We start from the raw sequence: 25,785 nt of genomic DNA, 5'->3' as shown, positions 1-25,785 counted from the left end.
AAAACAGCGTTCGAGGTCAAACATGTCAAGATTTCCGCAGAAATGGCTCGCCTTGGTTTTCATGGGGGGGCTGGCTTGTTCCGGCATGGCGTCGGCGGCCTGGCCGATAGGCGCGGATGGCCAGCCCATTCCCAGCCTTGCGCCCATGCTCAAACGCACCACGCCCGCCGTGGTCAACATCTCGACCCGTACCCAAATCCAGGAAGCCGAGCATCCCTTGATGCGCGATCCGTTCTTCCGGCATTTCTTCGATATCCCCAACCAGCCGCGGCGGCGGGAGGGTTCCAGCCTGGGGTCCGGGGTGATCGTGGACGCCCGCCGCGGCTATGTGCTGACCAACAACCACGTCATCGACAAGGCCGACGAGATCATGGTCACGCTCAGCGATGGCCGCAAGCTCAACGCCAAGCTGGTCGGGGCCGACCCCGAATCGGATATCGCCGTGGTCAAGGTCGATTCCAAGGACTTGGCCGAATTGGCGGTGGCCGATTCCGACAGGTTGGAGGTGGGCGATTTCGTGGTCGCCATCGGCAATCCGTTCGGGCTGGGGCAGACGGTGACTTCGGGCATCATCAGCGCCTTGGGGCGGTCGGGGCTGGGCATCGAGGGCTACGAGGATTTCATCCAGACCGACGCCTCGATCAACCCCGGCAACTCCGGCGGCGCCCTGGTCAACCTCAAGGGCGAATTGATCGGCATCAACACCGCCATCCTCGCGCCCAGCGGCGGCAATGTCGGCATCGGCTTCGCCATCCCGGCCAACATGGCGGTCAGGATCATGAACACCCTGGTCGCCCATGGCGAGGTGCGGCGCGGCCTGTTGGGCGTTTCGGTGCAGGACGTGAGCCACGAACTGGCCCAGGCCTTCGGGCTGAAGGAGACCCAGGGCGCGGTCGTCACCGGGGTGCAGCCCGATTCGCCCGCCGACAAGGCCGGGCTGGAGGCGGGCGACATCGTCCTCGCCATCAACGACCGCAAGGTGCGGAGCAGCATGGATGTCCGCAACGCCATCGGCCTGTTGCAGGTCGGCGAGGCGGTGCGGATCGAGGTGTTGCACAAGGGCGAGGCCGAGACCCGCGAGGCCAAGATCGCCGCGCCCAGGCTGGCAGTGGCCGAGGGCCAGAAGCTCAGTCCCAAGCTGGCCGGGACGATGCTCCGCAACGCCGACGGCGGCGGCGGGGAAAGCGGCGTCCTGGTCGAGAAGATCCACACGGCGTCCTATGCTTTCCAGGCCGGTTTGCGCCCCGGCGATATCATCGTGATGGCGAACCGCAGGCCGGTGCAGGACTTGGCGGACCTGGAAAAGGCGGCCAAGGGCGGGGGCCAGTTGTTGCTGAATATCGAACGGGACGGGGGCGGGTTCTTCTTGTTGTTGCGCTGAGGCGAGGTTACGTCCGGGCATGAAAAAGGGGCTTTTCGGCCCCTTTTTTGAAGCCCGTCGCTTGTGGATGCGGAACCGCGTTGGCCGGGAACTATGCGCAGAATGGGTTCAGCAAGCGAACGCCAGTGCGCTCGACATCCTTCACGTTGCGCGTGACCAGGATCAAGCCATGCTCAAGCGCGGTGGCCGCCAATAGGCTGTCGATGACCGGCAAAGGGTCGCGGGCGTTCAGGTATCCCCAGCGCTCGGCGATGGCTTGGGTGATGGGCAGGATTCGCCCGGCCATGAGCGCTTCCGTTGCCGCCAGTTTCCGATCCAGGTTTCCGGCCTGTATCGGATCGCGGCGGCGGAGGTTTTCGATGCCGCGCCGTATTTCGCCGATTACCAGCACGGATAAGAATAATTCCGTCTCTCCTAACGCAGCGAACCACCGCAGTACATTCGGATTGCAGCGGGTGCCTTTTTGTAGTTCCGACAGGATAATTGGTGTCGATCAGGTATCCCATTCTGGAATCTCCCGCCCGAAATCCTTGGGTCGCGCCAAGTCTTCATCGCTTAGCGCTTCCGATAGGCTCATCAGCAGGGCTTTCAGGGCTTGGCCTTCCGGGCTGTCGTCCGGGGGCGTTGGGGTGGGCGGTGTGGCGTCGAGCAGGACGAGAACCCGGAGTTGAACCCCGTCCGGCACGCTGTCGGGGATGCGGATGGTGTGGCCGTGGGCGATGGTCTCGAATTCGATGGCTTGCATGGGAGGCTCCTGGTGAAGGAGGTCAAGGGTAAGGCAGGGGGTGGGATGCGGCAAGCCTGTGGATTGGTGGACATTACTCCCTTCCCGGAAGATTTCAATGTAGTTGTCGCCTCGCCGTTGTGGGTTCAGGCCGCTTTTGGAGGCGTGGCGTGAACCTCGGATTGGGTCTTGGCTGGCGCGGCTGATCGTTCCGGGTTCAGGTGTACGGCCGGGATCGGCCGCCAATTGCGGAGGCCACCGGTCCATCGTTGCGGATGCCGTGCGCGGGCGGCCTCATAGACGGCTCGGCGCCGCTTCAGGAGGTCGGCGTCCTGGCCGGCATGCCGCTCGGCGGGGGTGACGAAGCGGATCGCGCCGTGGCGGTGCTCGTGGTTGTACCACCGGACCAGGCCTTCGGCCCAACGGCGCGCCGCCGCCAGGTCGTCGAACGGCCGGACCGGATGGTCGGGCCGGTATTTCAGGGTCTTGAACACCGCCTCGGCATAGGGGTTGTCGTTGCTGACGGCGGGCCGGCTGAAGGACGCCGCGACGCCGAGGGATTGCAAGGTCGCGAGCATGGTCGAGCCTTTCATGGGCCCGCCGTTGTCCGAATGTAGGACGACCTGGCCCGGGGCCACGCCCTCGCGCCGACATACGTCGCGCAGGAGTTCGCCGGCCAGGGCGCTGCTTTCCTCGCCGTAGACCTGCCAGCCCACGACCTTGCGGCTGAACAGGTCGAGGAACAGATAGAGGTAGAAGAACTGGCCCCGGATCGCGGCGGGCAAATAGGTGATGTCCCAGCAGTAGACTTGATTGGGAGCCGTGGCGCACAGGGCCCTGGGCTTGCCGCGCGGCTGTCCCGGCCGTTCGGCCCGGCGGTGCGCCAACTGGTTTTCGGCCTTGAGGATGCGGTGGAAGGTCGATTCCGAGGCCAGGTATTCCCCCCGGTCCGCCAGCCGGGGCACGATCTGGCACGGCGGCAAATGGCCGAACTCGGGGGAGTTGGCCACCGCCAGCACCTTGGCCCGCTCGGCCTCGCTCAGCTTGTGGGGTGGAACGTACACCCGCGCGGGCCGCCGGTCGGCCTGGACGCCGTCCCCGGATCGCCAGCGCTGGACGGTGCGGGCGGACAACCCCAGCACCCCGCAGGCCCGCTCCAGGCGCGCGCCGGCGGCGGTGGCCTCGTCGATCAGGGCGGTCACGGTTTCGCGCTCTTGCGGCGGGGTCATTCTTCCCCTCCCCCCAAGAGCGCCCGGTACTTTTTTTGAAGGACCAGCAACGCCGCCGCCTCCGCCAGCGCCTTGTCCTTACGCGCCAATTCCCGTTCGAGGCTCTGGTTGCGCTCCTTGAGGACCCGCAGTTCCCGGGCGTTCGTCGATGCCTCTCCCGTGCCCCCTGGATCCCGGCAAAAGTCCCGCTTCCAACCGTCCAGCTGGTGGGCGAACAGGCCGCGCTCCCGGCACCAGGCGTTCAGGGCTTCCCCTTCCAAGCCATGGCTCTCCTGCAACGCCGCCAACCGTTCCTCCGGGCGCCAGTCCCCGGGACGCCTCTCCCGCTTCACCGCGCCGCGTACCGCCTCGGGTAATTTCTTTTTCATCCAGCCCTTCAAGGTCAAGTGGTTCATGTTCAGTTCCTCGGCCACCTCTTTTATCGACCGGCGGCCACGCGCAAACACCTTCCGAAGCGCTTGCTCTTTGAACTCTGCGGAATACGTCGTAATCATGGGCAATTGTCCTCTTCTTTCCTCTTTCATTCGGAAAATTAGAGGCGACAACTATTCTGACGCCGGGGGTTCCCGCCCTAAGACCACCCACTTTTTGGCAGGCGGTAGATATGGCTGAGAATGTTCTTGACCTGCTGGGGTGTTTGGGGAGGAGCCTGGGCCAAGTGCCGATGGACGCGCTCGGCCCGCTGCTGGACCGTCATGGCATGGGGCAGGTGGTAGAGGGAGTTCTTCCTGACGAGGCGGATGAGGTATTCGGCCGGGTTGAACTTGGGGGAGTGGGCCGGGGTGTGGAGGAAGTCCACGGCGATGCCCTGGGCCAGGGGGATTTCCGCCAGCAACTCGGCCAGAGCGGCCTTCATGGAGTCGTTGTGGATGGAGCAGTTGTCGAGGATGAACAGAATCCTTTGGTAGCCCAGGCTGGCGTAGCGCAGGACGATCAGGGCGATGACGTAAACGGCGTTCGGGGTTTTGGCCTGGGGTTGGAAGTCCACGGTGGTCTGGCCGCTGTTCAGGTCCAGGGCCAGGAAGCCGTTCAGTTTCTCCCGCCGCTTCTCGTTGCTCGGCGGCGCCTGGGCGGTGTTCTTCTCCGCCCAGGCGTAGTGGGTGCGGGTCGTGGACAGCAGCGCGAACTCGTCGAGGGCTACGAGGGCGGTGCCGGGGTCGGCCTCGGCGGTTTTTTTTCGAGCGCCTCCACGAAGCCGGCCCGCTCGGCGGGCTGGGCGGGGCCGTAGTCGCGGTGGGCGCGCTGGTGGGAGAGGCCCAGTTCGTCGAAGATTTCGTAAAGCCGGTTGGCGCTCAGCGGCAGGCCCCACTTCTTAACGAGCAAACCCTGGACGTGGGCCGCCGTCCATTGGTAACTGTCGATGCCATAGTCCGCCGGCGTCTTGTGGAGCAGGATGTAGCGCAGGACCTTGCGCCGCTGCGGGTTCAGGGCTTGCGGGCGGGGCCGCCTTTGCGGGGCCAGCAGGGCGTCGAAGCCACCATGCAGGTAGCTGTCCAGCCACTCCTCCAGCGTCTTGCGCTGGACTCCCTGGCTGCGGCAGACCCCGGCCATGCTCTCGCCGTCCCACAGGGCCTTCAAGGCCAGCAGCCTACGCCGTCGGCTTTGCTGCTGGTGGCGGTAGAACAGCGCCTGCCACCGTTCACGGTCCTGCGGGGCCAGCCGTTGGATGCGGATACAGCGGTTCATCGTGCCTTTCCCAGTCCAGTTCGATTGCCTATAAGCTTAGTCGTTCTTTAGACGGGAAGGGAGTAATTCCACGTTCAAAAATATATAATGGCTCTGTTTCTTCAATATCGAACTGGCTCAAATATTTTTCCATTGAGATTTCGGCATGCGCCTTGACAACAAGGCATTGGAAACCTTCCTGAACCCCTAAGAGCTCAACCGAAAAATGATTATTGGCGTTTGTGCATAGGAGAATGCTTGGATACAGAATTTTCCTGTTTTTTGTTAATTGATTATCGAATGAATTGTGATAAATATCTTTTAGATAGTTATTCCAGAAATCCTCGCTTGCTTTGACAAAGACTTTAAATTCCATATGCCGCGATTTTCTCTGAAAACCTAAATGTGTATTAGGCGGCGCGGATGCCGCGTAACAAAACCCGATTATGCGTCACATCCGCCGCCCAAGCAAAAACGATACGCCGCCTAATTCTGCCCGTCAACAAAAAACACAGTTAAATCAAGGTATCCCACTTTCTTATGCGGCACGGCCACGGTTGACACCAACCCAATTACTCCGCCACGAAATGAGGTACCGAAGCCAGCGAACGCGCCATCGCTTATCGACGGCAAAACGGACCCGATCCCACCCCCAAAATCGGCGCTATCATACGAACCGCTTTCAATTGGCCCGAGGAGGCTCCGATGTCCACACAGGTGATGCTTGACGATGGTTTGCTAGAACAAGCCCGGCAACTCAGTCCGGCGAAAACTATCCGCGAGGTGGTTGACTGGCTCTGCGCGAATTCGTGGACCGGCGCGGCCCCGACAGTGGTTCCGGCCATGTTTCCATGGATAAGCCCGTGGATGCGGACGCGCAACGGCTTGAGGCTTTCCGCCTGTTGGACCAGCGCCGGGTGTTGCGGCCTAAATTGGGCGCGGAGGAAATCCGCGAAGCCCGGCTTGAGGCCCGCCGATTGAGGTAATTGGGAGATTTTTCTTGAACCCGAACCGCGCCATAGAATCCCCCTGCGTCCGCAACTGCTGCCTAGACCAACACAATATCTGCCTGGGCTGTTTCCGCGCCCTTGAAGAAATCATGCGCTGGTCCCAGGCCGACGACGCGGAGCGCGCTGCGATACTCGCCAATACCCGGCGCAGGCGGGCGCACAGCCTCGCCGGGAAGGACAACCGGCCCGGCCTGGACTAGCGGTTTTTATCGCCGCTTTTTGTGATCCGGGCGGCAAAAACGCAAAAAATTGGAGGGCGGAGCCGGCGGCAGGTGGTGGGACGCGCTAAACTGGGCATAGGGCATACCCAGCACGCCCTTGGAGGAAGATATGAGCGTTTATCCGGTCGGCGGCTCCGGCTCCCAAGCCCTACAGCAGGCCTATAAGCACATGAACGACGCGGCTTCCCGGATCGCCCGCGATTCCACCACCGCCGCCAATCCCAAAACCGAAGCCACCAGCAGCGGCAACGGCACCACCCAATCCCTGGTCGAGATGAAGGAAGCCTCGGCCCAGACACAGGCGGGCGTCAAAGCCGTCAAGGCCCAGGATGGCATGGTCGGCACTTTATTCGACAATTACGCTTGATCCTCGCGGGCGGCGGTCTCAGCGCAGCGCGTAATCCAGCGCCAGCCCCGCGAACACCGCCAGCCCGAACCAATTGTTGTTGAGGAAGGCCCGGAAGCACTCGGGCTTGCCGCGTTCCCGGATCAGCCCTTGCTGATAGCCCGCCAGCCCCGCCGCCACCGCCAGCCCGGCGTAATACGCCCCGCCCAAATCCGCCTGCCGGCCCACCGCGCCCAGGATCGCCAGCATCAGCGCCTGCAACAGCGCCAGGATCAGCCGGTCGTGCCGCCCGAACAGGATGGCGGTGGATTTCACCCCGATCTTGAGATCGTCGTCGCGGTCCACCATGGCGTACAGGGTGTCGTAGATCAGCGCCCAGAGGATGGTGGCGGCGTAGATTTCCCAGGCGATGAAGGGGATGCCGCCGGTTTCCGCCGCGAAGCTCATCGGCACCGCCCAGCCGAACGCCAGCCCCAGATACGCCTGCGGCCAATGGGTGTAGCGCTTCATGAAGGGATAGGACGCCGCCAACAGCGCCCCCGGCACCGACAGCGCGATGGTCAGCCAATTCATCGTCAGCACCAGGACGAAGGCCACGAGGCACAGCGCCACGAACAGCCACAGCGCCGACCTGGGCGCGATTTCCCCCGCCGCGATGGGCCGGAGCTTGGTGCGCTCGACATGCGGGTCGAAATCGCGGTCGGCGTAGTCGTTGATGACGCAACCGGCGGCCCGCATCAACACCGTGCCCAAGGCGATGACCAACACCACGGAGGGCGTGGGATGGCCCTGGCCCGCGATCCACAAGGCCCACAACCCCGGCCAGAGCAAGAGCAGGATGCCGATGGGTTTGTCGAAGCGCATCAAGCGCCAATAGGCGTCGAAGCGGGCGGCGGACAGGGGCGGCATCATGATTTTTGCTCCAGGGCGAATAGGGCGGGCAGGAAGAATTCGGCGACCAGCAAACGGCCCGGCCCGATGCGGTAGCAGGAACGGCGGCCCCGGATTTTTCCGGCGAGGCCCAGGGTTGCCGCCAGTTCGCGCCGCCACAGCCGGGGTTCGAGGGCGGTGAGTTCCAGATGGGTGCGTTCCAGGCGCGGGTCGCGGAACAGGATTTCCCCGAGGGGCCGGGTGCCCAGCCGGGCCAGCGCGTGTCCGGCCCCGCGCAGGGTGTCCGCCGGGATGACGCTGCGGGCCGCGACCAGGGGCCGCCCGCCGCATTGCAGCAGGACTTCGCGCACCACCGCCCGCCGCAATTGGGGGATGCCGAGCGCCCGTGCCTCGTCGGCGTAGGGCTGCGCCCAGTCCTGCCGCAGCAACCGCACGCGGAACTCCGGGCCGCACAGGGCGCGGAGCCGCAGGGTCAGCGAGCCTTGCTCGAACAGCCAGGACTCGGCGCCGGGCGGGATGTGGTGGCTTTGGCCGGGACGGACGGGACGCCAAACGGGCGGGCGGGTGAACAGCGGGCTGGATGTGGTCAAGGGCATGGTCTCGGGATGGGGCGGGGCATTCTAGCAAAGGGCGGCGAGGCTGGGAGTGCCGCGAACCGGAGGCTTTGCCAATCTGAACGCCATTTCCGAGAGCCGGGAAGATCGACCGGCGGCGCTTGGCGTCGTCGGTCGTGGCCGTCCGGTGGATTGCTTAGGGCTGGCTACAGGGTCCGCGGAGGATATCCCCACTATCGGACAAGACCGTGTTCTTGTCGGATTTGCAGATGATCAAGTCGCCGTCGTACCCGTCGCGTGCGTTGATATGGGTCTCGCCGTCCGGCGAGCCATAGAAGGTATCCTTGCCGGGGCCGCCCACGAGCAGGCTCCGCCCGGCGTTGACGGCCTTCAAAGTATCGTTCCCATCGCCACCGATAGCGACGGCGTCGGTGGCGTTTACGGTGATGGTGTCGTTGCCCAGGCCACCCAACACGACGCTGCGGTCCTTGTCGGCCCACAGTTCGTCGTCGCCCAGGCCACCGAAAACGGCACTATGGGCGCTCGGCGTCGATATCCGGTCGGATTTGACCGTGCCCAGCGCGATGCCGATGTCGCCATAAGCCAAGGAGAATAGTTTGGCGGACTTATTCCGGCATGACAGTTGTAAGCTCACGGATTGTCCATCCAGGTTCGGCGTGGGCAACGCGGTGACGCCCCGCTCGGTTTCCCAGAGGATGGCGTCGTCGGAACCGCTGGAGAAGGATTCCGCATGGATGGGAGAGAATCCCTTGGGGCAGGTCAGCGTCAACTGGGTCGGCATGACCGCGGTCTTGTCGAGTACCTTCATCCCCACCATATCGGCGATGCCGCCCATCCCAACACCGCCCATTCCGACCGGCTCGGCTGCGGCTTGCCCGATGCTTTGGAGGCCTGGAGGGGAACTCGTCAGGGTGGCCGTGATGGCCCCATAACTACCGCAGTTGGAACTATAGGCGCCGCTATCGGGTGTGCCGGCCGCCCATAAAGCCCCCACCCCCCAATCGTGGCTATGGAGCGCATCCCAATTGGTCGCCGACACGGAAAGCGGCCATGGGACAAGGGTATTGGCCCCTTTCACATACATATCCGGGGTTATGGATACCGCTGAGCTATTCGTACTCCAACAGAAAAAACCCCATGACCATTGGCCAGTCGGAGAACCATTTGGATAATTGGACCAGGTTTTGGTTTTATACGGTTTGATTTTTTGCTCCCCGGAGCCGGTTTGCGCCGCGCAGATATAGCCCCCCGTGTTGCTTTGGATATACTCGCCAGCGTCGCAGGCGACCGTGTCCGCGAAGGTGTCGCTTATTCCCAGGGCCGCGCCCAAGGCGATGAGCGGGCGGAATAGGGATGGGCTACATAGGGTGGGGCGTTTGTTCATGGTCATGATGGGTTTCTCCGGATTATTGTTGTGATGCCGGGGCGGGTGTGGTGGCATGGCCTGTATGTGGCAGGGCGGAATGCGGAAAGGCCGGGCCATGGCCAAGCTTCCCGGATTCCATTACATTCCATGTGGGCTATACGGGGCTAATCCAAACACAGGCCCAGAAATTAGGCAAGCGCCCATCACATGGCGCAAAAATTGATAAGTGGGGGAACCGGGCCGGAAAGCCCGCCGGGTTAGCCCGGAAACCGGCCTAACCCGCTGAGTAAGGAAGGGAAGAAGGGAAGCTTTCAGGCCGCGTCGGCCAATTCGGGCTGGATGAGCGCTTCGTGGGTATGGCAAACGGTTTCGGCGTGGCAGGAGGCGCATTCCTCGATCTTCTCGTGGACCGCCAGCTTGGCTTCCAGTACTTCGATGCGCTCCATCAAACAGGCGATGGCCTTGCCCACCGGGTCGGGAATCAAATGATGGTCCAGGTCGATCCCGAACGAATTCTCCGTCGGCGCGTCCTTCCGTTGCACGATCTTGCCCGGAATGCCGATCACCGTGCAGCAGGACGGCACATCCTTGATGACGATGGAATTCGCGCCCACCCGCACCTTGTCGCCCAGCACGATGGGACCGAGGATCTTGGCCCCGGCCCCGACCAACACCCCGTTACCCAGGGTCGGATGGCGCTTGGTCTTGTGCCAGGAGGTGCCGCCCAGGGTGGTGCCATGGTATAGGGTCACGTCGTCGCCCACCTCGGCGGTCTCGCCGATCACCACGCCCGCGCCATGGTCGATGAACAAGCGGCGGCCGATGGTCGCGCCGGGATGGATGTCCACGTTGGTCAACCAGCGGGTCAGGAAGGCCAGCAAACGGGCGGGGAATTTCCAGCCGCGCCGCCATAGCCGGTGGCTGACCCGGTGCAGCATGATCGCGTGGACGCCCGGATACAGGAAGATCACCTCCAGGAAGCTACGCGCCGCCGGGTCGCGGGCGAACACGCAGGAGACATCTTCCCGCCATTGCGCCCACAGCGGGGCGGGCGCTTCCCGCACGGGGACCAAATGGCTTATTCCGGCAGCCATGGGTTCAGGCTCCAAGCGATTTTGCCGGGCACGGGCGGGGCCGGGATGCGGTAGACGCATTCGTCGTCGGGGAGTCCGCTGTCGCGGGGCGTGGCGGCGAGGCCGGCGGCGGGGTTGGATTCTTGGGGTTCGCGGTAATCGGGGTTCATGGCGGCGGTCTCCAAATCGTTGTGGGGGCGTATGGTGCGCGGTATGGAGGTCCGCGCCCGGCAAGCACTCCGCAAGCGCCATGCCAGTCCATAACGGAGGCTAAGTGCATGATCTTGGAAGGGGCGGCGGGAGATTCCCCACTGTCCGCAGTGTTGGTTAAGGCACCGGGGAGGGCGGTTTTGTCGGGTTCGCGACAAGGCTGTTGATTCCCAAGCGCCGCTTGGGAACCCGTGCTGGCTGGGAGTTGCCGGGAGATCAGCGCAAGGGCGCGACCGCGCCCGTTTCCCGGAAACGCCGGTAATCCGCCAACACCAGGGCATGGTCGAAAGCCAAGGGCTGGGGCAAATCGTCCAGGGCGGAAACGCGGGCGGTCTTGGCGTCGTCGGCGGCGACCGGGCTGCCGTGGGCCTCGGCGACATAGACCGCCGTGACGGTATGGCCGCGGGGGTCGCGCTCCGGGTTGGAATACAGTCCGAGCAGGGCGACGAGTTTCACATCCAGCCCGGTTTCCTCGCGGGCTTCCCGCACGGCGGCGCATTCCAGGCTTTCCCCCACATCGACGAAGCCGCCGGGGATGGCCCAGCCCGCCGGTGGATACCGCCGCTCGATCAGGACGATGGGGCGGCCCGGTAGGTCGATGAGTTCGATGATGGCGTCGGCGGCGATCAAGGGCGTGACGGGTCTGGCCATGGGGAACGGTCCTCGGTATGGGTGAAGGAAGCTTTCAGACGCAGCCGGGCGGTTTGGGCAAACCGGCGACGAGGCAGGCGTATTTCAGGGGGCTTTCGGGGAACAGCCGGTGCAGGTAGCGCGAATTGCCCTTGTCCCCGCCCAGTTCCTTCTGTACCGCCTTGACGAACATGCGGGTATTCGGCAGATGCTGGAAACGCTGGTGGTAGCCGCGGATGAAGCGCAGGATTTCCCAATGGGCCTCGGTCAATTCGATGGGGAGGGTCGCGGCCAGGGCCAGGGCGACCCGTTCGTTCCAGGCGGAGCCGTCCACCAGGAAACCACCGTCGGTGGTGGCGAGCCGCTGGCCGTCGATTTCGAGTATGGGCATCAGAACCAGGATTGGATGGGGTTATGGGTGGTGGTGAGGGCGACGAAACCGGCGTAATCGACCGGGACGATATCCGCCGCGAGGCCGGAGGCCGCGAGGCCACGCGCCGCGAGGTCCGGGACCAGGGCATACAGGGCCACGCGTCCGGCGGCGAGCCGCGTGGTTTCCGCGCCCAAGCTCCCGACCGCCGCGTAGACGCCGTCCTCGATCAGCAGGACCGCATCGCCCGCGCCCGCCCGGAGCAGGCAGTCCGCCAAGGCCCGGCTTCCGTGCGGCGAACCGTTCACCAGATGTAAAACCGCCATCAGCAGGCCACCACGATATCCTGCGCCGCCGTCAGCCCGGCCACGGCGGCGCGGTCCAACAGGCGGACCGGGATGATTAAATCGGCGGGTTCCAAGCCACGCTCGGCCAGGGATTCGCGTTCTACCCACACCTCGTCCACATCGTACAATTCCAGCGCCTCGAACATCTGCGCCACCGGCGGCAAGCCGGCGGCTTCGGGATGCTGGCCGCGCTTGAGCGGGTAGACGCCATCGCCCAGGAATAACAGGGCGACGGTTTGGTCGAAGGCGGCGGCGGTGAGGATCATATCCAGGCTTTCGCGCAGGCGGAACCCGGCGTGGGGCGGATGGCGCAGGACGAACAGCAGTTTTTTCGCCATCTCAGCCCCCGAACACCACAACCCGGTCGGCCTTGAGGCAGGCTTCCATCCATTGCCCCAAACCCCCGGCCCGGAAGCCGGGCGCGATGGCCGGGGATTCCGGCCAATCGTTTTCTTCCGGCGGCAACAAACCCCGCCGGGTCGCCGCCGAGACGCATAGCACCAGGTCGAGCCCGTGCGCCCCGGCCAGGCCCGGCCAGTCCGGGAAGAGCCGGGGCGCGTCGGTGCCGCCCGGTCCGAAACCCTGTTGCACGCCATCGAGGTAGAAAAAAATCCTCACGATTTCGTGGCCTTCCGCCAACGCCGCTTTGATAAACTGGTAGGCGGTATGGGCCGATGGGGTTTGCCCCGGCCCGCCGTGTACCTGGATCGCGTATTTCATCCATCGCCTCCGCCGCCCGTCGTATCCATGCCCTTCGAGGGCGCTGCCATCCTATGAAATTCCAGAAAACCCTGCTCGCCCTGCTCATCCCCGCCCAACTCGCCCTGTCGTTCCCGTCCCCGGTCCGGGCCGAGGAAAAGAAGATCGAACTGCCCGATATCGGCGATTCCACCGGCACCTTGATGACGCCGCAGCAGGAAGCGGAATTGGGCGAGGCGTTCTACCGCAACCTGCATAGCCAGTTGCAGATCAGCCAGGACCCGGAAGTGCTGGATTATATTCAATCCATCGGCCAAAAACTGGCGGGCGAGAGCGACAATCCGGCCCAGCCCTTCCATTTCTTCGTGGTCGACGAACCCGCCATCAACGCCTTCGCCGGACCGGGCGGCTATATCGGCGTCAATTCCGGGTTGATCCTCCTGACCGAGGCCGAGAGCGAATTGGCCTCGGTGCTGGCCCACGAAATTTCCCACGTCACCCAGCGCCATCTTTACCAGGCGTTCCAGGCCGCGAGCCGGATGGCGATCCCCACCGCCGTGGCGATGCTGGCCGGGGCCTTGCTCGGGGCCAGGGGTGGCGGGCAGGCGGGCATGGGCGCGATGATGGCGGCCCAGGCCGCCAACCTGCAATACCAGATCAATTTCACCCGCGACAACGAGGCCGAGGCCGACCGCGTGGGTATGCAAATCCTGTCCAAATCGGAATTCGACCCCAGGGCCATGCCGGATTTCTTCGAAAGGATGCAGCAATCCACCCGTTTCGCGGGCAGCAAGATGCCGGAATTCCTGCTGACCCATCCCGTGACGGTGTCGCGTATCTCCGATACCCGTGGCCGGGCCGAGCAGTTCCCGTACAAGCAATATCCCGATTCCCTGGCCTATCGCATCGTCCGCGCCAAGCTCCGGGTGGAAACCGCCGCCAGTCCCAAGCTGGCCTTGGATTATTTCAAGGCGATGAGCGGGCAGGGCACCAAGGTCCAGCAGGATATCAACGGCTATGGTTTGGCCCTGGCCCTGATCAAGGCTTCCCGTGGCGAGGAAGCCAAGCCTTTGCTGCAAAGGCTGATGCAGGCCTATCCCGACCAATCGCAGTTCGCCAACGCGCTGGCGGAGGCGTACCTGGACACCAAGGACTTCGCCAAGGCCGGGCAGTTGTTCGATTCGTCCTTGCAGCGCTTTCCGGGCAACCGGGCCTTGACGCTGAACTATGTCCGGGTCTTGCTGATGACCGGCAAGGCGATGCAGGCGGGGAAGCTGCTGCACGATTACACCCGTTTCCACGCGGTCACGCCGGAAGTCTATGAACTGATGGCGGAAACCTATAGCAAGCTGGGCAACGAGGCCGAATCGCACCGCTATCTGGGCGAAGCCTATTACGCCGACGGCCAGACCCGCACCGCCATCCTGCAATTGCGCCTCGCGAAGAAATTCGCCGGGGATAATTTCTATCTGAATTCGGTGTTGGACGAGCGCCTGAGGGAATTGCAGGCCGAGGAGATGGACCGGCGCAAGGAGAAATAATGGCGATCTACGGATGTAGCCCCGGAAGGGGGAATCCGTTTAACGATGGGATACCGGGGAGGGGGGATTTGGAGCGGGAAACGAGACTCGAACTCGCGACCCCAACCTTGGCAAGGTTGTGCTCTACCAACTGAGCTATTCCCGCTTATATTTTGGAGGCTGAGGTCGGAATCGAACCGGCGTACACGGCTTTGCAGGCCGCTGCATGACCATTCTGCCACTCAGCCTTGGTTCTTCTTTCGGGGAGCGGTTTCAAAGCCTTGGCGGATCGCTTGGCTTTAGTTCCCCGTTGGAAGAGCGCGGCATTATAGCGGAGGCTCGCGGTCGAAGCAACACTTATGATTTCCGGGCGGGCGATAGGCTATCCGTGGCTCCAGGAACGGGGCGATAAACCTATCGGGGAGGGATTGCGCGGGGATTATCTCCTGGCAATAAAAAAGCCGTGATAAACACGGCTTTTTTTATATTTGGAGCGGGAAACGAGACTCGAACTCGCGACCCCAACCTTGGCAAGGTTGTGCTCTACCAACTGAGCTATTCCCGCTTGCTTGTCCGAATATTCTAAGGGTCCAGGGCGGGCTTGTCAACACTGGAGTTGGGCTGGTCGGCGAACGAGGGTAGGGCGGCGCGCAAATACACCACCATCGACCATAAAGTCAAAAGGGCCGAAATGGACAATAGGAATTGGCCGAGACCCTGCAAGGTCTCGCGCCAAATATCCATGCCGAATAGCAGCAAGGTGATGGATACCATCTGGGCCATGGTTTTCCATTTGCCGAGTTGCGAGACCTCGACCTTTTTGCGCTGGCCGATTTCCGCCATCCATTCCCGCAGCGAGGCGATGGTGATTTCCCGCCCGACGATGATCGCGGCGGCGATGGCGACGAAGGGGCTGGGGTCGGCCTGCACGATCAAGACCAGGGTGACCGCGACCATCAGTTTGTCCGCCACCGGGTCGAGGAACGCCCCGAAGCGGGTGGCCAGCCCCAGCTTGCGGGCCAGATAGCCGTCCAGCCAGTCGGTGAATCCGGCCACCATGAATACCAGGCCGCAGGCGGCGTGGGCGCCCGGCCAGGGCAGGTAGAACAACGCGACCAATACCGGGATCAGGACGATCCGCAGCAAGGTCAGGTAAGTGGGGAGGTTCAACTCCATAATCAGGGTTCCCGTTCGTGGAAGGTGTCGTAGATGCGTTGGGCCAATTGCTGGCTGATGCCCTGCACCCGGCTGAGGGCGTCCACCCCGGCGCGGCTGATTTCGCGGAGGCCGCCGAATTGGCGCAGGAGCTGTTGGCGGCGCTTGGGGCCGAGTCCGGCGATAGCGTCCAGCGTCGATTGTTGGTGGGCCTTGGCCCGGCGTTGGCGGTGGCCGGTGATGGCGAAGCGGTGGGCCTCGTCGCGGATCTGTTGGATCAGGCGCAAAGCCGCCGAATGCGGTGGCAATATGAGCGGCTGGCCGGTTTCCGCCGGGACGAGGACTTCCAGGCCGGGTTTGCGGTCCGGCCCCTTGGCGACGCCGACGATGCGGGGCGCGTCCAGGCCGAGCCGGGACAAGGTTTCCCGCACGGCGGCGACCTGGCCCTTGCCGCCGTCGATGAACAGGATATCGGGCGCTTCGATTTCCCCGTCCTTGATCCTTTGATAGCGCCGGGCGGTGGCTTGGGCCAGGGCGGCGTAGTCGTCGCCGGCTTGGATGCCTTCGATATTGAAACGCCGGTAGGCCGATTTGACCGGGCCTTGCCGGTCGAACACCACGCAGGAGGCCACGGTCTGTTCGCCCTGGGTATGGCTGATATCGAAGCACTCCAGGCGGTGCGGCGGTTGCGGGCACGCCAGCGCCTCGCCCAGTTCCAGGAAGCGGGCGTGGATATCGCGGCGGCTGGCGAGTTTGAGGGCGAGGTCGTGCTGGGCGTTGGTCACGGCCATCTGCACGCGCCTCGCCCGTTCGCCGCGCAGCCGGGCCGAGAGTTTCACGGCATGGCCGGCCTCGTGGGCCAGCATGTCCTCCAGCAATCCCGCGTCCTCGACCGGATGGCTGAGGAGGATTTCCTTGGGGATGGGCTTGCCCAGGTAATACTGGCCGACGAAGGCGGCGAGGATGCTGCCCGGTTCGTGGGCTTCCCGCATCGTCGGGAAGAAACTCCGGTCGCCGATTTGCTGGCCGCCACGGATGAACACCATCCGCACGCAGGCCACGTTGCCATCGAGGGCGCAGGCGATGATGTCCACGTCGCCGTGTTCGCCATGCACCGCTTGTTTTTCCAGGAGGGTGCGGAGGCTGGCGATCTGGTCGCGGTAACGCGCCGCCCGCTCGAAATCCAGCCGCGCCGCCGCCTGTTCCATGCGCCGGGCCAGGGTGTCGATCAAGCGCCCGCCCTCGCCTTCCAGGAAGGCCACCGTATCCCGTACATCCTCCGCATAGGCCGCCGCGTCGATCAAGCCCACGCAGGGCGCGGTGCAGCGCTCGATCTGGTATTCCAGGCAGGGGCGGGAACGGTTCTCGTAGAAGGAATCCTCGCATTGCCGCACCGGGAAGGTTTTTTGCAGCAGCTTGAGGTTCCTCCGCACCGTGTCGGCGCTGGTGGGGTAGGGTCCGAAATAGCGTCCCGGCTTGGACTTGGCCCCGCGGTGGAACGCCACCCTGGGGAATTCCTGGTGGGTGGAGATATAGATGAAGGGATAGCCCTTGTCGTCGCGCAGCAGGATGTTATAGCGCGGCTGGTAGCGCTTGATGAGCTGGCTTTCCAGCAGTAGCGCCTCGCCCTCGGTCTGGGTCACAGTCACGTCGATGGCGCGGATGCGGGCCACCAGCGCCTGCTGCTTGGACGGGGCGTCCTTGTGCGAGAAATAGCTGGACACCCGTTTCTTGAGGTTCTTGGCCTTGCCGACGTAGATCACCTCGCCTGTGTCGTCCAGCATCCGATAGACGCCCGGCCTCTGGGTCAGGCCGGCCAGGAAGGCGTCGATTTCGAAAGCGGCGGCGTCGGGCGGACTCATCGCGGGGCATACCGGAGGGTGGGGGATGGGGCGTCATTATAATGCGGAACCTCGGAGGGCACGCAGACTTACTTAGCTCCGGTCCGCTGGGGGGTGGGAAGGCCGGGAGGTGGCCCGCCACCCAGATTGGTATCGTATCGATATCTTATGATATTCGGATACATGGGGCGGAATCCGGGCGCGGGGTCCATATTCCCTTACAGGTGTAGGTTTATTCATACCGCCCCCGTGAGGATCGCCACGGTTGCCCCTGGGGTTGGGATTGGCACCGATGGCCAGGGTTCTGGGCGGGCCTTCCCCACCGGCAAGGCGCGGCGCTCGAAGAGGGCGGCCAGGATCAGGGAACGGCCATGGCGGAAAATCCCCACCAGCCGCCAGCGGTGGGCCTGTTGGCGGGGAGAGCCCGGAATGGCCGGGAAGGTGGCGGCGGCCATTCCGGCCTCGGCCTCCCCGCCCACCGAGAGCAGCCACCAGGTGGCGATGGCGATCGCCAACCAGAGGCGCTCCGCCCGCTCGGGATCGTCCATGCGGGTGTTCTGCCATTGCCAGCCGCCGCCCTTGATTTTCTTGAAGCTTTGCTCGATCCAACCGCGCAATCCGTACCAGCAGGCGTTGGCGGCTTCCGGCGGCAGGTCCGTCAGGACGAGCCAGGGGTCCTTGTGGCCTTCCCCCCAATAGGCCAACAGGGTGCAGTCCAGGCGGGTCCGCTTGCCGCCGAACGCCGTCCCCCGGCCTTGCCAGCGGTCGCCCACCTTCGGCACCAGGCGGGTGAACGGCCGCCAGTGCCGCCATCCCCGGGGGCGGAAGGTGCCGCCCGAGTTCACCCGCAGCATCGGGTGCCAGCCCAGCGCTTGGATCCCCTCGAACAGCCACTTGGCGTACAGCCCCCGGTCCGCCAGCACCAGGACGGTCCACGACGCGGGCGCGACGTCCTTAAAATGCCTCAGCAAGGCCAGCCATTCGGGCTTCCACGGATGCTTCCGTTCCGCCCTCAGCACCTTCCAGGCCACCGGCACCGCGCAGCCCCGGTAAAGTACGCTGACCGCCAGGACCACGAACCGCTGCCCCAGGCTCGTCGCGTCCAAGGCGACCGCCAACTGGTTTCCATCCCAGCCCTCCAAAACCCAGCCCAGCCAGGGGGCCCGGCACGCCTCCACGTCGAGTTCGCGGCGCTCCTTCCCGGCCTTGGCCTCCTTCCCACGGTAGACGTAGCGCAGGCGCTCCCGCACCGCGTCGCCCTTCTGCCCCAGCCGACACGACCACCAGTCGGTCAGCGCCGAAAGGCTGCAAGCGCCGACCACGACCATGCCCAGGCTCCACAGGGCCAAGCCCATCACCATCGGCTTCGAAAGGCCGGGAAAGTGGATGGCGATCTCCCGGTTCCATTGGTACAGTTCTGGAGGGCGAGGCATGGCGGTTCCTCCGGTACAGGGTGTTTGTCGTTACTCACCAATGTACCTTAACCCTTTGTCTCGCCTCCGGTTTTTTCAAAAACCTACACTTGTAAGGTCCATATTCCTGGATCTTCCGTTGCATCCGTGCTACGGCATCGACAGTCGATGGGTGGGGTCGGCTGGGACCGGGTGTTTTTTAAGCCGGTCATTATCGGCGTTTTGATAGGGCGGCGATGCCAGATGTCGTTATTTTTGATTTATCGCTTTGCGCTATGTGGCAGGTATTATTATAAACTTGTTTCAAATATGTTTTGGCTGTTTCTTGTGGTGTATTGGGTGGGTTTGTATAGGGGTATCTGTCGCAATGTATGCCTGGAATGACATGCCTGCGGATCGCCTGGGTCCGGGGAGTCGGGCTTAATCGCGGGGCACCCTATTTTTTATAGAGAAGTTTATATTTTTTCAAATTTTTTGAAAGCCGAAGCCATCCCGCCAATCATTCCAAGCGCGGGGATATTTCCCCGCGCCCAATCACAGCCGAATGAAGGTTTCGTGTATGCGGCGGGTCAATGCGGGCGGCTTGAGGAATACCCCAGCACGGTGCCCTCGAACACCGCTTTCAAGCGCTCGAAGCAGATTTGCAGGCAGACCAATTCCGCCGCGCTCAGCTCGAACACCATGTCTTCCCCCGGCGTGTCGGACGCGGAGCGGGTCATCTTCCAACTCCATAGGTCCTCGGCCAATTGGCGCTCGTAGCGGGTGGGGCGGATGCCGCCGATATTGGGGTTCATATTCAAGCGGTTGAACACGGCGGCGATGCATTCCGCCGCCCGTTCCTGGGAGCCGATCACAGGGTGGGTCGGCAGGTAGCGCATCAAGGGCGGGATCGCCAGGCGGAATTGGACCGGCGTGAGTTCCCGGCACAATTCGGCGAGATGGTGGACTATGGGTTCCATGGTGGCCTTCTTCGCGATGATCGATGGGATGGGAAAGGTGGGGCCGGGGGTATTTCCCACGACCGCCGTGCAAGGTCGGGGATAATATTAATAGGTTTCCGCCGAGGTTTCAGGTGCCTGCGACGAAGTTTGGGGAATCGCTAGGGTGGGCGGTTCGTTGGCGGGGGTATCGGGACGGGGCTGGCGGTATTCGGTCCAGGCTGGTTTTGGTGGATACCGCCAAGTATGTCGATCAGGTTTTTGGAGTGTGCCGCCTTATTGTGGCAGGGTTTGTACCGACCTGCTTGGGGTATGAGGCATCGCGGTTTTCTTAAGAATTTATCCAAGCCGGGGTGGGGACCGCCAAGCCAGCGCAATAAAGCTTGGATATGGGGGCGCAACCCGATATCGACCGGGTATCGTTGGCTCTGGGATTAGGGGTTTTGGCGAGACTATCTGTAACCCAGAGACCCCGGCTGAAAGCCATTTACAAGGAATGCGCCCCAGCCGGAATACGTTTACGGGCGTATTTCCGTCACAGCCCGGCCGGGGAAAGCGCGAACCATCCCGTTGCGCTATGGCCAACGGGCGAGCGCTTTCAGGGCGGCGGAAAACCGCAACCCGCCGCGCCGAGTTCGGACAGGAGGCCGCGCCGTCCGGGCTCGGACAGCGGGTACAGGGGCGGACGCGGGGCCAGCCAGCCGGGATCGCCGGTCTGGGCCGCGAGCAGGGCTTTGCAGGCGGGCAGGAAGGGATGGGAGGAGACGATCTCCAGGAAGTCCCGGATGCGCTTTTGGTCCCCGGCGCCGACGCCGGGTTTGAGCAGGGCGGCGACGGCTTCCGGCCAGAGGTTGGCGATGCCGCCGATGGAACCGGCCCCGCCCTCGCGCATCAGCCGGGGCAGGTCGGGTTCGTGCCCGACCAGGATCGAAAGGCCGGGCGCGGCGGCCAGGAAACGGGCGGTTTGGGCGTAATCGCCGCCGCTGTCCTTCAGCCCGGCGACCTGGACGGGATAGGCCGCCGCCAGCCGGGCCAGCACTTCCGCGCCGATGGCCACGCCGGAAACCTGGGGGATGTGGTACAGGTAGACCCGCAGCCGGTCGTCGCCCACGCCCTCGATCACATCGGCGTAATAGCGGAATAGCGCATCATCCGGCAAGCCTTTCCAGAAGAACGGCGGCAGCACCAGGCAACGCCCCACGCCCGAGGCCAGCGCGTGCCGGGTCAGGGCCAGGGTGTCGGTCAGGGCCGCGCAGCCGGTGGCGGCGAGCAAGCGGTGGGCCGGGATGCCCGCCGCCCGCAAGCCCTCCAAGCCCGCCATCCGTTCCACCACCGGGAAGGACGGGCCTTCGCCCATGGTGCCGAACGGCATCACCCCATCGACGCCCCGTTCCAGCAAGCGCCGGGCATGGGCGGCGGGGTGTCGATCATGGGGTCTCCGCTTATGCGCCGTGCTTGGCCGCTTTCCAAATATGCCGGGTGCCCCGGTATACGGCGTAGCCCACGAACGGGATCATCAAGGCTTCCAAGGTGTTGCCCTCCATCGGGAACAGGCCGTGTTTGTACAGCACGTCGCCGACGATGCCCATCAAGGACACCCCGGCATAGGTGATACCGGCCAGCGACAGGCTTTCCACCGTCTGCTGTAGGCGCAATTGCAATTCCGAGCGCCGGTTCATCGCGGCCAACAGGGCGTGGTTCTGCTGTTCGCGGCGCACATCGGCGCGGGTCCTGAGCATCTGGCTGGCATTGGTGACGCGGGTGGACAGGGTTTCCAGCCAGCGCATGGAGGAGTCGCAGCTATTCCGCGCCGGTTCCAGGCGGCGGTTCAGGTAGCCGCTGAGGGTGGCGAGCTCGCCGATCTTGATTTCCCGCAGTTCCGCCAGCCGGATCGAGACCATGTTGAAATAGGCCCGCGTGGCGTTGAAGCGGTATTCGTGGCTGGAAATCAGGTTTTCGATAGCGGCGGCCAGGGTCGAGAGGTCTTCCAGCAAATCCTCGTCGCTGCGGTTGTTGTGGTTGGCGACGGCGGTGGTCAGTTCGACCAGGGTGCGGTCCTTGTCGCGGAGGGTGGCGCGGAGCCCGTCGATCAGCGGGGCGGCGAGCAGGGCCATCATCCGGTAGGTCTCGACCTCCAGCAGCCTAAGCAGGGTACGGCCCGCCTGGGCAGGGTCGTCGCGGTGGTCGAACAGCAGCCAGCGCGAGAAGCCATCTTCGTGGATGCGGAAATCGGTGTAGGCCGACAGGGCGCCATTGGCGAGGCGGGCACCCATCAGGCGGCGCTCGGGGAAATGGGGGGCGGCGGCGTCCGGCGTCGCGTCCTCGATGGGGCAGGGCAGCACGGCGGCGTGGATGGCGACCATGACCCGGCCCGGAATCCCTTCGACCCAGTCCTCCGGGACGCGGCACAGGGCCGGGGCGGCGAAGGGGTCGTTCAGCGAATCCGCCAGGATGAACAGGTAGCGGGTGAATTCCTCGTGCTGCTCCACCCGCAGGCGCAGGTCGTCGAACTTGAGATGGAAGAAGCGCTCGCCGCTGTGGACCCATTCATGGTCGAAATGGCGGCACAGCGCGTCCAGGTGGGCGGTTTCGCGGGCGCGGTCCTGCTCGTCCACCAGATAGGCGAGGTAGGAGACCCGTTCCGGCGGGCGCAGGGGTTCGTAGGGCCGGGCGTTGATTTCGTCGTGCAGCTTGGCGCGCAAGGGATGTTCTGGCAAGCGGATCATGGGGCGTCCTGTAGTCTCGGCTTTTCGGAAGGCGCCTATCTTAGCCGAATCGCCGCCGGGAGCGGTTCCCCCGGCGGCTCCGCCCGGCCCGCCGCGGCCCGGTCCGGCGGTTTGATAACGGTTTTATCGATTTTATAACCCCGGTTTTACGGATGGGGAAAACCCCGCTTTCCGGGGGCGGGATAAGGGGCTTATGGCGGCCATGAAACCAGTGCGGGTGGGCTAGTCTTCTAGGCGACCGTACTCCCCGCGCAGCCGGCCCGGGCGTGGCCGGGGACTTGAAACAACTGAACAGGTATGCCCATGAAACAGAATATGCCGGTCACGGACACGGAATACGTCCTGAACCCAGACGCCATGATCGTCAGCAAGACCGACCTGAAGGGAGTCATCACCTACGCCAACGCCGAGTTCATCGCCGCCAGCGGTTTCGGCGAGCGCGAACTGCTCGGCCAGCCGCATAACCTGGTGCGCCATCCCGATATGCCGCCCGCCGTGTTCCGGGAACTGTGGGATAGCCTCGGGGCCGGGCGGCCCTGGACCGGGTTGGTCAAGAACCGCCGCAAGAACGGCGATTTCTATTGGGTCCGGGCCAATATCGCCCCGTTGTGGGAAAACGGCCGGGTGACTGGCTATCTCTCGGTGCGCGGTGCCATATCCAAAGCCGAGGCCGAACGGGCCGCCGAGCGATACCGGCGCATGAACGCGGGGGGCGGGGACGGGACTCCGCTGTGGCGGCGGCTGAATTTCCTGGGCCGCTGGCCGCTGCGCCGGCTGGGCATCCTGGTCGGTGTCTTGCTGCTGGCGGCGGTGGCCGTGCCCATGGGCCTGCTGCTCAAGGAAATCGGGGCCGGGATCGAATTCGCCGAACAGGAGCGCCAAGGCGTCGTGTACCTCCAGGCTTTGTCGGCTTTGCTGGACGACCTGCCGCGCCACCGGGCTTTCGTCGCCGCCGCGCTCGGGGGCGACGCTTCCGCCAGGGCCAAGGCGGCGGAGGTGGAGGCCAAGATCGAGGCCGAACTCGCGGTGGTGGACGCGCTGGACACCCGTTGGGGCGCGGCCTATGCGACCGGCCCCCAATGGGCGGCGCTCCGGGGGCGCTGGCAGGCCCTGCGCCAAGCCTGGCCCATGTCCAAGGGCGCGGACGGCTCCGAGGCCCACAACGCCCTGCTCAACAGCCTGTTGGGGTTGATTACCCAGGTTTCGGACGCCTCCAACCTGACCCTGGACCCGGAACTCGCGACCTACTACCTGATGGATGGCTGGGTCTTCAAGAACCCGCAAAGCCTGTACCACCTCGGGCTCGTGCGCGGTTTGGCGACGGCAGCGGCCTTGCGCCAGGGGATTTCCGAAGCCGACCACACCCGGCTGGCGCTCCTGTCGGAATCGGTACGCGCCACCCAGGCCGCCAACCGCTCCGGCTTGACCAAAGTGTTCGGCGAATTGCCGGGTTTGAGGGAAAGCTTATCGCCCCTGCTCGAAAACAGCGACCGGCGGCAACAGGCGTTCCTGGAGTTGCTCGACCGTGGCATCGTCCAGGCCGGACCGGTCGGCCTGCCGCCGGAAGAGGTGTCCGCGGCGGGCGGCGCGGCCATCGAGGCGGGTTTGCAACTGCACGCCGGTTTGGGCGCGGCCCTGGACGGGGCGCTGGCCGGACGCATCGACCGCTTCGCGTCCAGGCGCGCCGCGATGCTGGCGGCTTCCCTGGCCCTGGCCTTGCTGGCGGCCGGCGTGCAGCGCTATATGATGCGGCGGGTATTGGTGCCCTTGGGGCAGGCTTCGGAAGGCTTCATGCGGATCGCCCAGGGCGATTTCACCCAGGGCATCGAGGTGGCGCACAACGACGAATGCGGCGAGGTATTGAACGTCCTGCGCTGCGTGCAGACCAAGCTCGGCTACGACATGGTCGAACTGCGCCGCCTCGCCAGCGAGGGCCTGCGGATCAAGGCCGCGCTGGACAACGCCTCCACCGGCATGATGGTGTCCGACCAGAACTTCGACGTCGCCTACCTGAATCCGGCGGCGCGGAACCTGTTCAAGGCCGCCGAGGCCGATCTGCGCGGGGCGATCCCCGGATTCGACGCCGACCGCTTGCTCGGGACCGGACTCGATCTGTTGCAGTCTTCGCCCGCCCGTTCGCGCCACCTGCTGGAGCAGTTGATGTCCACCTACCGCTTCGAGACCGAGGTGGCGGGCCGGTGCTTCGTGGCGGTGGTCAATCCGGTGTTCGACCACGACGGCCAACGCATCGGCAGCGTGGTGGAATGGGCCGACCGCACCGCCGAGGTGGCGATAGAACGGCAGGTGAACCAATTGCTGGAGGAATTCCGGTCCGGCGACCTGGCGCGGCGGATCGAGGCGGGGGAGGGGGTCGGGTTCCTGAAAACCCTGTGCGAGGGCTTGAACCAAGTCGCCAGCGATACGGAATTGCTGTTCAAGGATTTCGGTTGGGTCATCCGCGGCATGGCCGAGGGCGATCTGACCCGCCAGACCGGCTATGACGCCTATACCGGCATCTATGGCGAGTTCCGCGCCAATTTGGCGCGGACCCAGGACAGGCTTGGCGGGGCGTTCGGCCAAATCCGGCGCTCCGCCGAGTTCATCCACAACGCCTCCCAGGAAATCGCCACCGGCAACAACGACCTGTCACAGCGCGCCGAGCAACAAGCCGCCAGCCTGCAACAGACTTCGGCCAGCATGGAGGAACTGACCGGCACGGTGCGGGAGAACGCCGAACACGCCCTCCGCGCCAACGAGGCCGCGGCCCAGGTCCGGCTGTTGGCGGAGCGCGGCGGCGAGGTGGTGCGGCAGGCCGTGGCCGCGATGGCGGAAATCAACGAGAGCAGCGCCAAGATCGCCCGGATCATCGGCACCATCGACATGCTCGCCTCCCAGACCAACCTCCTGGCCTTGAACGCGGCGGTCGAGGCGGCGCGGGCGGGCGAGCAGGGGAAGGGCTTCGCGGTGGTGGCGGCGGAGGTGCGCGGCCTCGCCCAGCGCAGCGCCCAGGCCGCGAAGGAAAGCCGTGAATTGATCGAGGGCAGCCTGGACAAGGTGCGGGTCGGCGTGGGCTGGGTGAGCCAATCGGGCGGGATGCTGGAGGAGATCGTGGCCGGGGTGCGGCAGGTGGGTGGCTTGGTGTCGCAGATATCGGCGGCGAGCGCCCAGCAGGCCCAGGATATCGGGCAGGTCAACCAGGCGGTGGCGCAGATGGACGAGATCACCCAGCAGAACGCCGCCTTGGCCGAGGAGACTTCGGCGGCGAGCCTGTCCATGTGCGGGCAGGCCGAGGAGATGGTGCGGTTGGTGGGTTTCTTCAAGACCGGGGACGGGGCCGGCGGGAGCCTGGCCGCGCCGTCGCCGGACCGTCCGGCGCGGCGATCCTCCCAGGAAGCGGTTTCGGCCACCGACGGCGGGGGGTGGGGGGAATTCTGAGCGTGGCGGGATGCCGCGCCC

27 protein-coding genes, 3 tRNA genes and 1 pseudogene are annotated in these 25,785 nt (G+C 64.5%); 6 read left to right on the top strand and 25 right to left on the bottom strand.

All coding sequences use genetic code 11. The features are described from left to right. Window positions 1-22: 22 nt before the first annotated feature. Window positions 23-1,381: a DegQ family serine endoprotease gene (locus K5658_RS14570; protein ID WP_221063837.1), complete on the top strand. Its 1,359-nt coding sequence runs from the start codon at window positions 23-25 to the stop codon at window positions 1,379-1,381. 91 nt (window positions 1,382-1,472) lie between these two features. Here the strand turns inward: K5658_RS14570 and K5658_RS14565 are convergent, their stop codons facing one another. The 6 genes and pseudogenes from K5658_RS14565 to K5658_RS14540 form a co-directional block, all read right to left on the bottom strand. Continuing rightward, complete coding sequence (locus K5658_RS14565) at window positions 1,473-1,817, bottom strand: type II toxin-antitoxin system VapC family toxin (RefSeq protein ID WP_281425984.1); 345 nt, start codon at window positions 1,815-1,817, stop codon at window positions 1,473-1,475. Between the two features lie 57 nt (window positions 1,818-1,874). Continuing rightward, window positions 1,875-2,126 (bottom strand): hypothetical protein, encoded by a 252-nt coding sequence (locus K5658_RS14560; RefSeq protein ID WP_221063836.1) that lies wholly within the window; start codon window positions 2,124-2,126, stop codon window positions 1,875-1,877. Window positions 2,127-2,251: 125 nt separating this feature from the next. Beyond that, a pseudogene (locus K5658_RS14555) lies at window positions 2,252-3,828 on the bottom strand (IS3 family transposase). A gap of 77 nt (window positions 3,829-3,905) precedes the next feature. Beyond that, a complete protein-coding gene (locus K5658_RS14550) occupies window positions 3,906-4,451 on the bottom strand; it encodes a transposase (protein WP_246628653.1) in 546 nt (181 codons plus the stop codon). A gap of 20 nt (window positions 4,452-4,471) precedes the next feature. Beyond that, window positions 4,472-5,020 carry a helix-turn-helix domain-containing protein gene (locus tag K5658_RS14545; RefSeq protein WP_221063835.1) on the bottom strand — a complete coding sequence of 183 codons (549 nt, stop codon included), beginning with the start codon at window positions 5,018-5,020 and terminating at the stop codon, window positions 4,472-4,474. 28 nt (window positions 5,021-5,048) lie between these two features. After that, window positions 5,049-5,375: a hypothetical protein gene (locus K5658_RS14540; RefSeq protein WP_221063834.1), complete on the bottom strand. Its 327-nt coding sequence runs from the start codon at window positions 5,373-5,375 to the stop codon at window positions 5,049-5,051. Between the two features lie 475 nt (window positions 5,376-5,850). On the opposite strand from K5658_RS14540, the gene K5658_RS23985 reads away from it, so the two are divergent. From K5658_RS23985 to K5658_RS14530, 3 genes are all read left to right on the top strand, one after another. Next, complete coding sequence (locus K5658_RS23985; RefSeq protein ID WP_281425898.1) at window positions 5,851-5,985, top strand: hypothetical protein; 135 nt, start codon at window positions 5,851-5,853, stop codon at window positions 5,983-5,985. Between the two features lie 14 nt (window positions 5,986-5,999). Beyond that, the gene (locus K5658_RS14535; RefSeq protein WP_221063833.1) at window positions 6,000-6,209 is read left to right on the top strand and encodes a DUF1289 domain-containing protein; all 210 of its coding nucleotides are present in this window, start codon (window positions 6,000-6,002) and stop codon (window positions 6,207-6,209) included. A 130-nt stretch (window positions 6,210-6,339) separates the two neighbouring features. Continuing rightward, on the top strand, window positions 6,340-6,597 hold the full coding sequence (locus tag K5658_RS14530; protein ID WP_221063832.1) for a hypothetical protein: 258 nt from the start codon (window positions 6,340-6,342) through the stop codon (window positions 6,595-6,597). 18 nt (window positions 6,598-6,615) lie between these two features. Here the strand turns inward: K5658_RS14530 and ubiA are convergent, their stop codons facing one another. From ubiA to tusD, 10 genes are all read right to left on the bottom strand, one after another. Then, a complete protein-coding gene (gene ubiA, locus K5658_RS14525) occupies window positions 6,616-7,488 on the bottom strand; it encodes a 4-hydroxybenzoate octaprenyltransferase (RefSeq protein WP_221063831.1) in 873 nt (290 codons plus the stop codon). Further along, window positions 7,485-8,063, bottom strand: a complete 579-nt coding sequence (locus K5658_RS14520; protein ID WP_221063830.1) for a chorismate--pyruvate lyase family protein — start codon at window positions 8,061-8,063, stop codon at window positions 7,485-7,487. Before K5658_RS14520 ends, ubiA begins: the two co-directional genes overlap by 4 nt. A gap of 154 nt (window positions 8,064-8,217) precedes the next feature. After that, a complete protein-coding gene (locus K5658_RS14515) occupies window positions 8,218-8,892 on the bottom strand; it encodes a calcium-binding protein (RefSeq protein ID WP_221063829.1) in 675 nt (224 codons plus the stop codon). A gap of 827 nt (window positions 8,893-9,719) precedes the next feature. Then, on the bottom strand, window positions 9,720-10,502 hold the full coding sequence (cysE, locus tag K5658_RS14510; RefSeq protein WP_221063828.1) for a serine O-acetyltransferase: 783 nt from the start codon (window positions 10,500-10,502) through the stop codon (window positions 9,720-9,722). Then, window positions 10,487-10,651: a hypothetical protein gene (locus tag K5658_RS14505; protein ID WP_221063827.1), complete on the bottom strand. Its 165-nt coding sequence runs from the start codon at window positions 10,649-10,651 to the stop codon at window positions 10,487-10,489. Before K5658_RS14505 ends, cysE begins: the two co-directional genes overlap by 16 nt. 256 nt (window positions 10,652-10,907) lie before the next feature. Then, the gene (locus tag K5658_RS14500) at window positions 10,908-11,342 is read right to left on the bottom strand and encodes an NUDIX domain-containing protein (RefSeq protein ID WP_221063826.1); all 435 of its coding nucleotides are present in this window, start codon (window positions 11,340-11,342) and stop codon (window positions 10,908-10,910) included. 34 nt (window positions 11,343-11,376) lie between these two features. Continuing rightward, a complete protein-coding gene (locus K5658_RS14495; protein WP_221063825.1) occupies window positions 11,377-11,712 on the bottom strand; it encodes a TusE/DsrC/DsvC family sulfur relay protein in 336 nt (111 codons plus the stop codon). Further along, window positions 11,712-12,017: a sulfurtransferase complex subunit TusB gene (gene tusB / locus K5658_RS14490; RefSeq protein WP_221063824.1), complete on the bottom strand. Its 306-nt coding sequence runs from the start codon at window positions 12,015-12,017 to the stop codon at window positions 11,712-11,714. The genes K5658_RS14495 and tusB overlap by 1 nt, the downstream gene beginning before the upstream one ends. Continuing rightward, window positions 12,017-12,376 carry a sulfurtransferase complex subunit TusC gene (gene tusC, locus K5658_RS14485; protein ID WP_221063823.1) on the bottom strand — a complete coding sequence of 120 codons (360 nt, stop codon included), beginning with the start codon at window positions 12,374-12,376 and terminating at the stop codon, window positions 12,017-12,019. Before tusC ends, tusB begins: the two co-directional genes overlap by 1 nt. A gap of 1 nt (window position 12,377) precedes the next feature. Beyond that, window positions 12,378-12,758, bottom strand: a complete 381-nt coding sequence (tusD, locus tag K5658_RS14480) for a sulfurtransferase complex subunit TusD (protein WP_221063822.1) — start codon at window positions 12,756-12,758, stop codon at window positions 12,378-12,380. A gap of 53 nt (window positions 12,759-12,811) precedes the next feature. Between tusD and K5658_RS14475 the strand changes: the two genes are divergently transcribed. Next, complete coding sequence (locus K5658_RS14475; RefSeq protein ID WP_221063821.1) at window positions 12,812-14,278, top strand: beta-barrel assembly-enhancing protease; 1,467 nt, start codon at window positions 12,812-12,814, stop codon at window positions 14,276-14,278. A gap of 69 nt (window positions 14,279-14,347) precedes the next feature. Here K5658_RS14475 and K5658_RS14470 read toward each other — a convergent pair. The 9 genes from K5658_RS14470 to K5658_RS14430 form a co-directional block, all read right to left on the bottom strand. Continuing rightward, a tRNA-Gly gene (locus tag K5658_RS14470) sits at window positions 14,348-14,423 on the bottom strand. An 8-nt stretch (window positions 14,424-14,431) separates the two neighbouring features. After that, a tRNA-Cys gene (locus tag K5658_RS14465) sits at window positions 14,432-14,505 on the bottom strand. Between the two features lie 241 nt (window positions 14,506-14,746). Then, window positions 14,747-14,822: transfer RNA gene (locus K5658_RS14460), tRNA-Gly, on the bottom strand. Window positions 14,823-14,839: 17 nt separating this feature from the next. After that, window positions 14,840-15,439, bottom strand: a complete 600-nt coding sequence (pgsA, locus tag K5658_RS14455; protein ID WP_425515950.1) for a CDP-diacylglycerol--glycerol-3-phosphate 3-phosphatidyltransferase — start codon at window positions 15,437-15,439, stop codon at window positions 14,840-14,842. Further along, complete coding sequence (uvrC, locus tag K5658_RS14450) at window positions 15,436-17,274, bottom strand: excinuclease ABC subunit UvrC (protein ID WP_221063819.1); 1,839 nt, start codon at window positions 17,272-17,274, stop codon at window positions 15,436-15,438. Before uvrC ends, pgsA begins: the two co-directional genes overlap by 4 nt. A 215-nt stretch (window positions 17,275-17,489) precedes the next feature. Next, window positions 17,490-18,686: a transposase gene (locus tag K5658_RS14445; protein ID WP_221063818.1), complete on the bottom strand. Its 1,197-nt coding sequence runs from the start codon at window positions 18,684-18,686 to the stop codon at window positions 17,490-17,492. Window positions 18,687-19,234: 548 nt separating this feature from the next. Then, window positions 19,235-19,624, bottom strand: a complete 390-nt coding sequence (locus K5658_RS14440; RefSeq protein ID WP_221063817.1) for a hypothetical protein — start codon at window positions 19,622-19,624, stop codon at window positions 19,235-19,237. 577 nt (window positions 19,625-20,201) lie between these two features. Next, the gene (locus K5658_RS14435) at window positions 20,202-21,002 is read right to left on the bottom strand and encodes a dihydrodipicolinate synthase family protein (RefSeq protein WP_221063816.1); all 801 of its coding nucleotides are present in this window, start codon (window positions 21,000-21,002) and stop codon (window positions 20,202-20,204) included. A 43-nt stretch (window positions 21,003-21,045) separates the two neighbouring features. Beyond that, a complete protein-coding gene (locus K5658_RS14430) occupies window positions 21,046-22,329 on the bottom strand; it encodes a DUF3422 family protein (protein WP_221063815.1) in 1,284 nt (427 codons plus the stop codon). Window positions 22,330-22,632: 303 nt separating this feature from the next. Here K5658_RS14430 and K5658_RS23605 point away from each other — a divergent pair, with 303 nt between their 5' ends. Continuing rightward, on the top strand, window positions 22,633-25,764 hold the full coding sequence (locus K5658_RS23605) for a methyl-accepting chemotaxis protein (RefSeq protein WP_246628450.1): 3,132 nt from the start codon (window positions 22,633-22,635) through the stop codon (window positions 25,762-25,764). Window positions 25,765-25,785: the final 21 nt, after the last annotated feature.

It is taken from the genome of Methylomagnum ishizawai, assembly GCF_019670005.1.
GTDB lineage: Bacteria > Pseudomonadota > Gammaproteobacteria > Methylococcales > Methylococcaceae > Methylomagnum > Methylomagnum ishizawai.
This window is presented reverse-complemented; position numbering and strand designations above follow the sequence as displayed.

Excerpts from the sequence above, each read along its gene's own strand:
- K5658_RS14570 (WP_221063837.1), top strand. The coding sequence starts at position 23 with ATGTCAAGATTTCCGCAGAAATGGCTCGCCTTGGTTTTCATGGGGGGG.
- cysE (WP_221063828.1), bottom strand. The coding sequence starts at position 10,502 with ATGGCTGCCGGAATAAGCCATTTGGTCCCCGTGCGGGAAGCGCCCGCC.
- K5658_RS14500 (WP_221063826.1), bottom strand. The coding sequence starts at position 11,342 with ATGGCCAGACCCGTCACGCCCTTGATCGCCGCCGACGCCATCATCGAA.
- K5658_RS23605 (WP_246628450.1), top strand. The coding sequence starts at position 22,633 with ATGAAACAGAATATGCCGGTCACGGACACGGAATACGTCCTGAACCCA.
- uvrC (WP_221063819.1), bottom strand. The coding sequence starts at position 17,274 with ATGAGTCCGCCCGACGCCGCCGCTTTCGAAATCGACGCCTTCCTGGCC.
- K5658_RS14520 (WP_221063830.1), bottom strand. The coding sequence starts at position 8,063 with ATGCCCTTGACCACATCCAGCCCGCTGTTCACCCGCCCGCCCGTTTGG.
- K5658_RS14495 (WP_221063825.1), bottom strand. The coding sequence starts at position 11,712 with ATGCCCATACTCGAAATCGACGGCCAGCGGCTCGCCACCACCGACGGT.
- K5658_RS14545 (WP_221063835.1), bottom strand. The coding sequence starts at position 5,020 with ATGAACCGCTGTATCCGCATCCAACGGCTGGCCCCGCAGGACCGTGAA.
- K5658_RS14445 (WP_221063818.1), bottom strand. The coding sequence starts at position 18,686 with ATGCCTCGCCCTCCAGAACTGTACCAATGGAACCGGGAGATCGCCATC.
- K5658_RS14505 (WP_221063827.1), bottom strand. The coding sequence starts at position 10,651 with ATGAACCCCGATTACCGCGAACCCCAAGAATCCAACCCCGCCGCCGGC.
- K5658_RS14540 (WP_221063834.1), bottom strand. The coding sequence starts at position 5,375 with ATGGAATTTAAAGTCTTTGTCAAAGCAAGCGAGGATTTCTGGAATAAC.
- tusB (WP_221063824.1), bottom strand. The coding sequence starts at position 12,017 with ATGGCGGTTTTACATCTGGTGAACGGTTCGCCGCACGGAAGCCGGGCC.
- K5658_RS14530 (WP_221063832.1), top strand. The coding sequence starts at position 6,340 with ATGAGCGTTTATCCGGTCGGCGGCTCCGGCTCCCAAGCCCTACAGCAG.
- ubiA (WP_221063831.1), bottom strand. The coding sequence starts at position 7,488 with ATGATGCCGCCCCTGTCCGCCGCCCGCTTCGACGCCTATTGGCGCTTG.
- K5658_RS14475 (WP_221063821.1), top strand. The coding sequence starts at position 12,812 with ATGAAATTCCAGAAAACCCTGCTCGCCCTGCTCATCCCCGCCCAACTC.
- K5658_RS23985 (WP_281425898.1), top strand. The coding sequence starts at position 5,851 with ATGGATAAGCCCGTGGATGCGGACGCGCAACGGCTTGAGGCTTTCCGC.
- tusC (WP_221063823.1), bottom strand. The coding sequence starts at position 12,376 with ATGGCGAAAAAACTGCTGTTCGTCCTGCGCCATCCGCCCCACGCCGGG.
- K5658_RS14430 (WP_221063815.1), bottom strand. The coding sequence starts at position 22,329 with ATGATCCGCTTGCCAGAACATCCCTTGCGCGCCAAGCTGCACGACGAA.
- K5658_RS14560 (WP_221063836.1), bottom strand. The coding sequence starts at position 2,126 with ATGCAAGCCATCGAATTCGAGACCATCGCCCACGGCCACACCATCCGC.
- K5658_RS14515 (WP_221063829.1), bottom strand. The coding sequence starts at position 8,892 with ATGGGCGGTGTTGGGATGGGCGGCATCGCCGATATGGTGGGGATGAAG.
- tusD (WP_221063822.1), bottom strand. The coding sequence starts at position 12,758 with ATGAAATACGCGATCCAGGTACACGGCGGGCCGGGGCAAACCCCATCG.
- K5658_RS14440 (WP_221063817.1), bottom strand. The coding sequence starts at position 19,624 with ATGGAACCCATAGTCCACCATCTCGCCGAATTGTGCCGGGAACTCACG.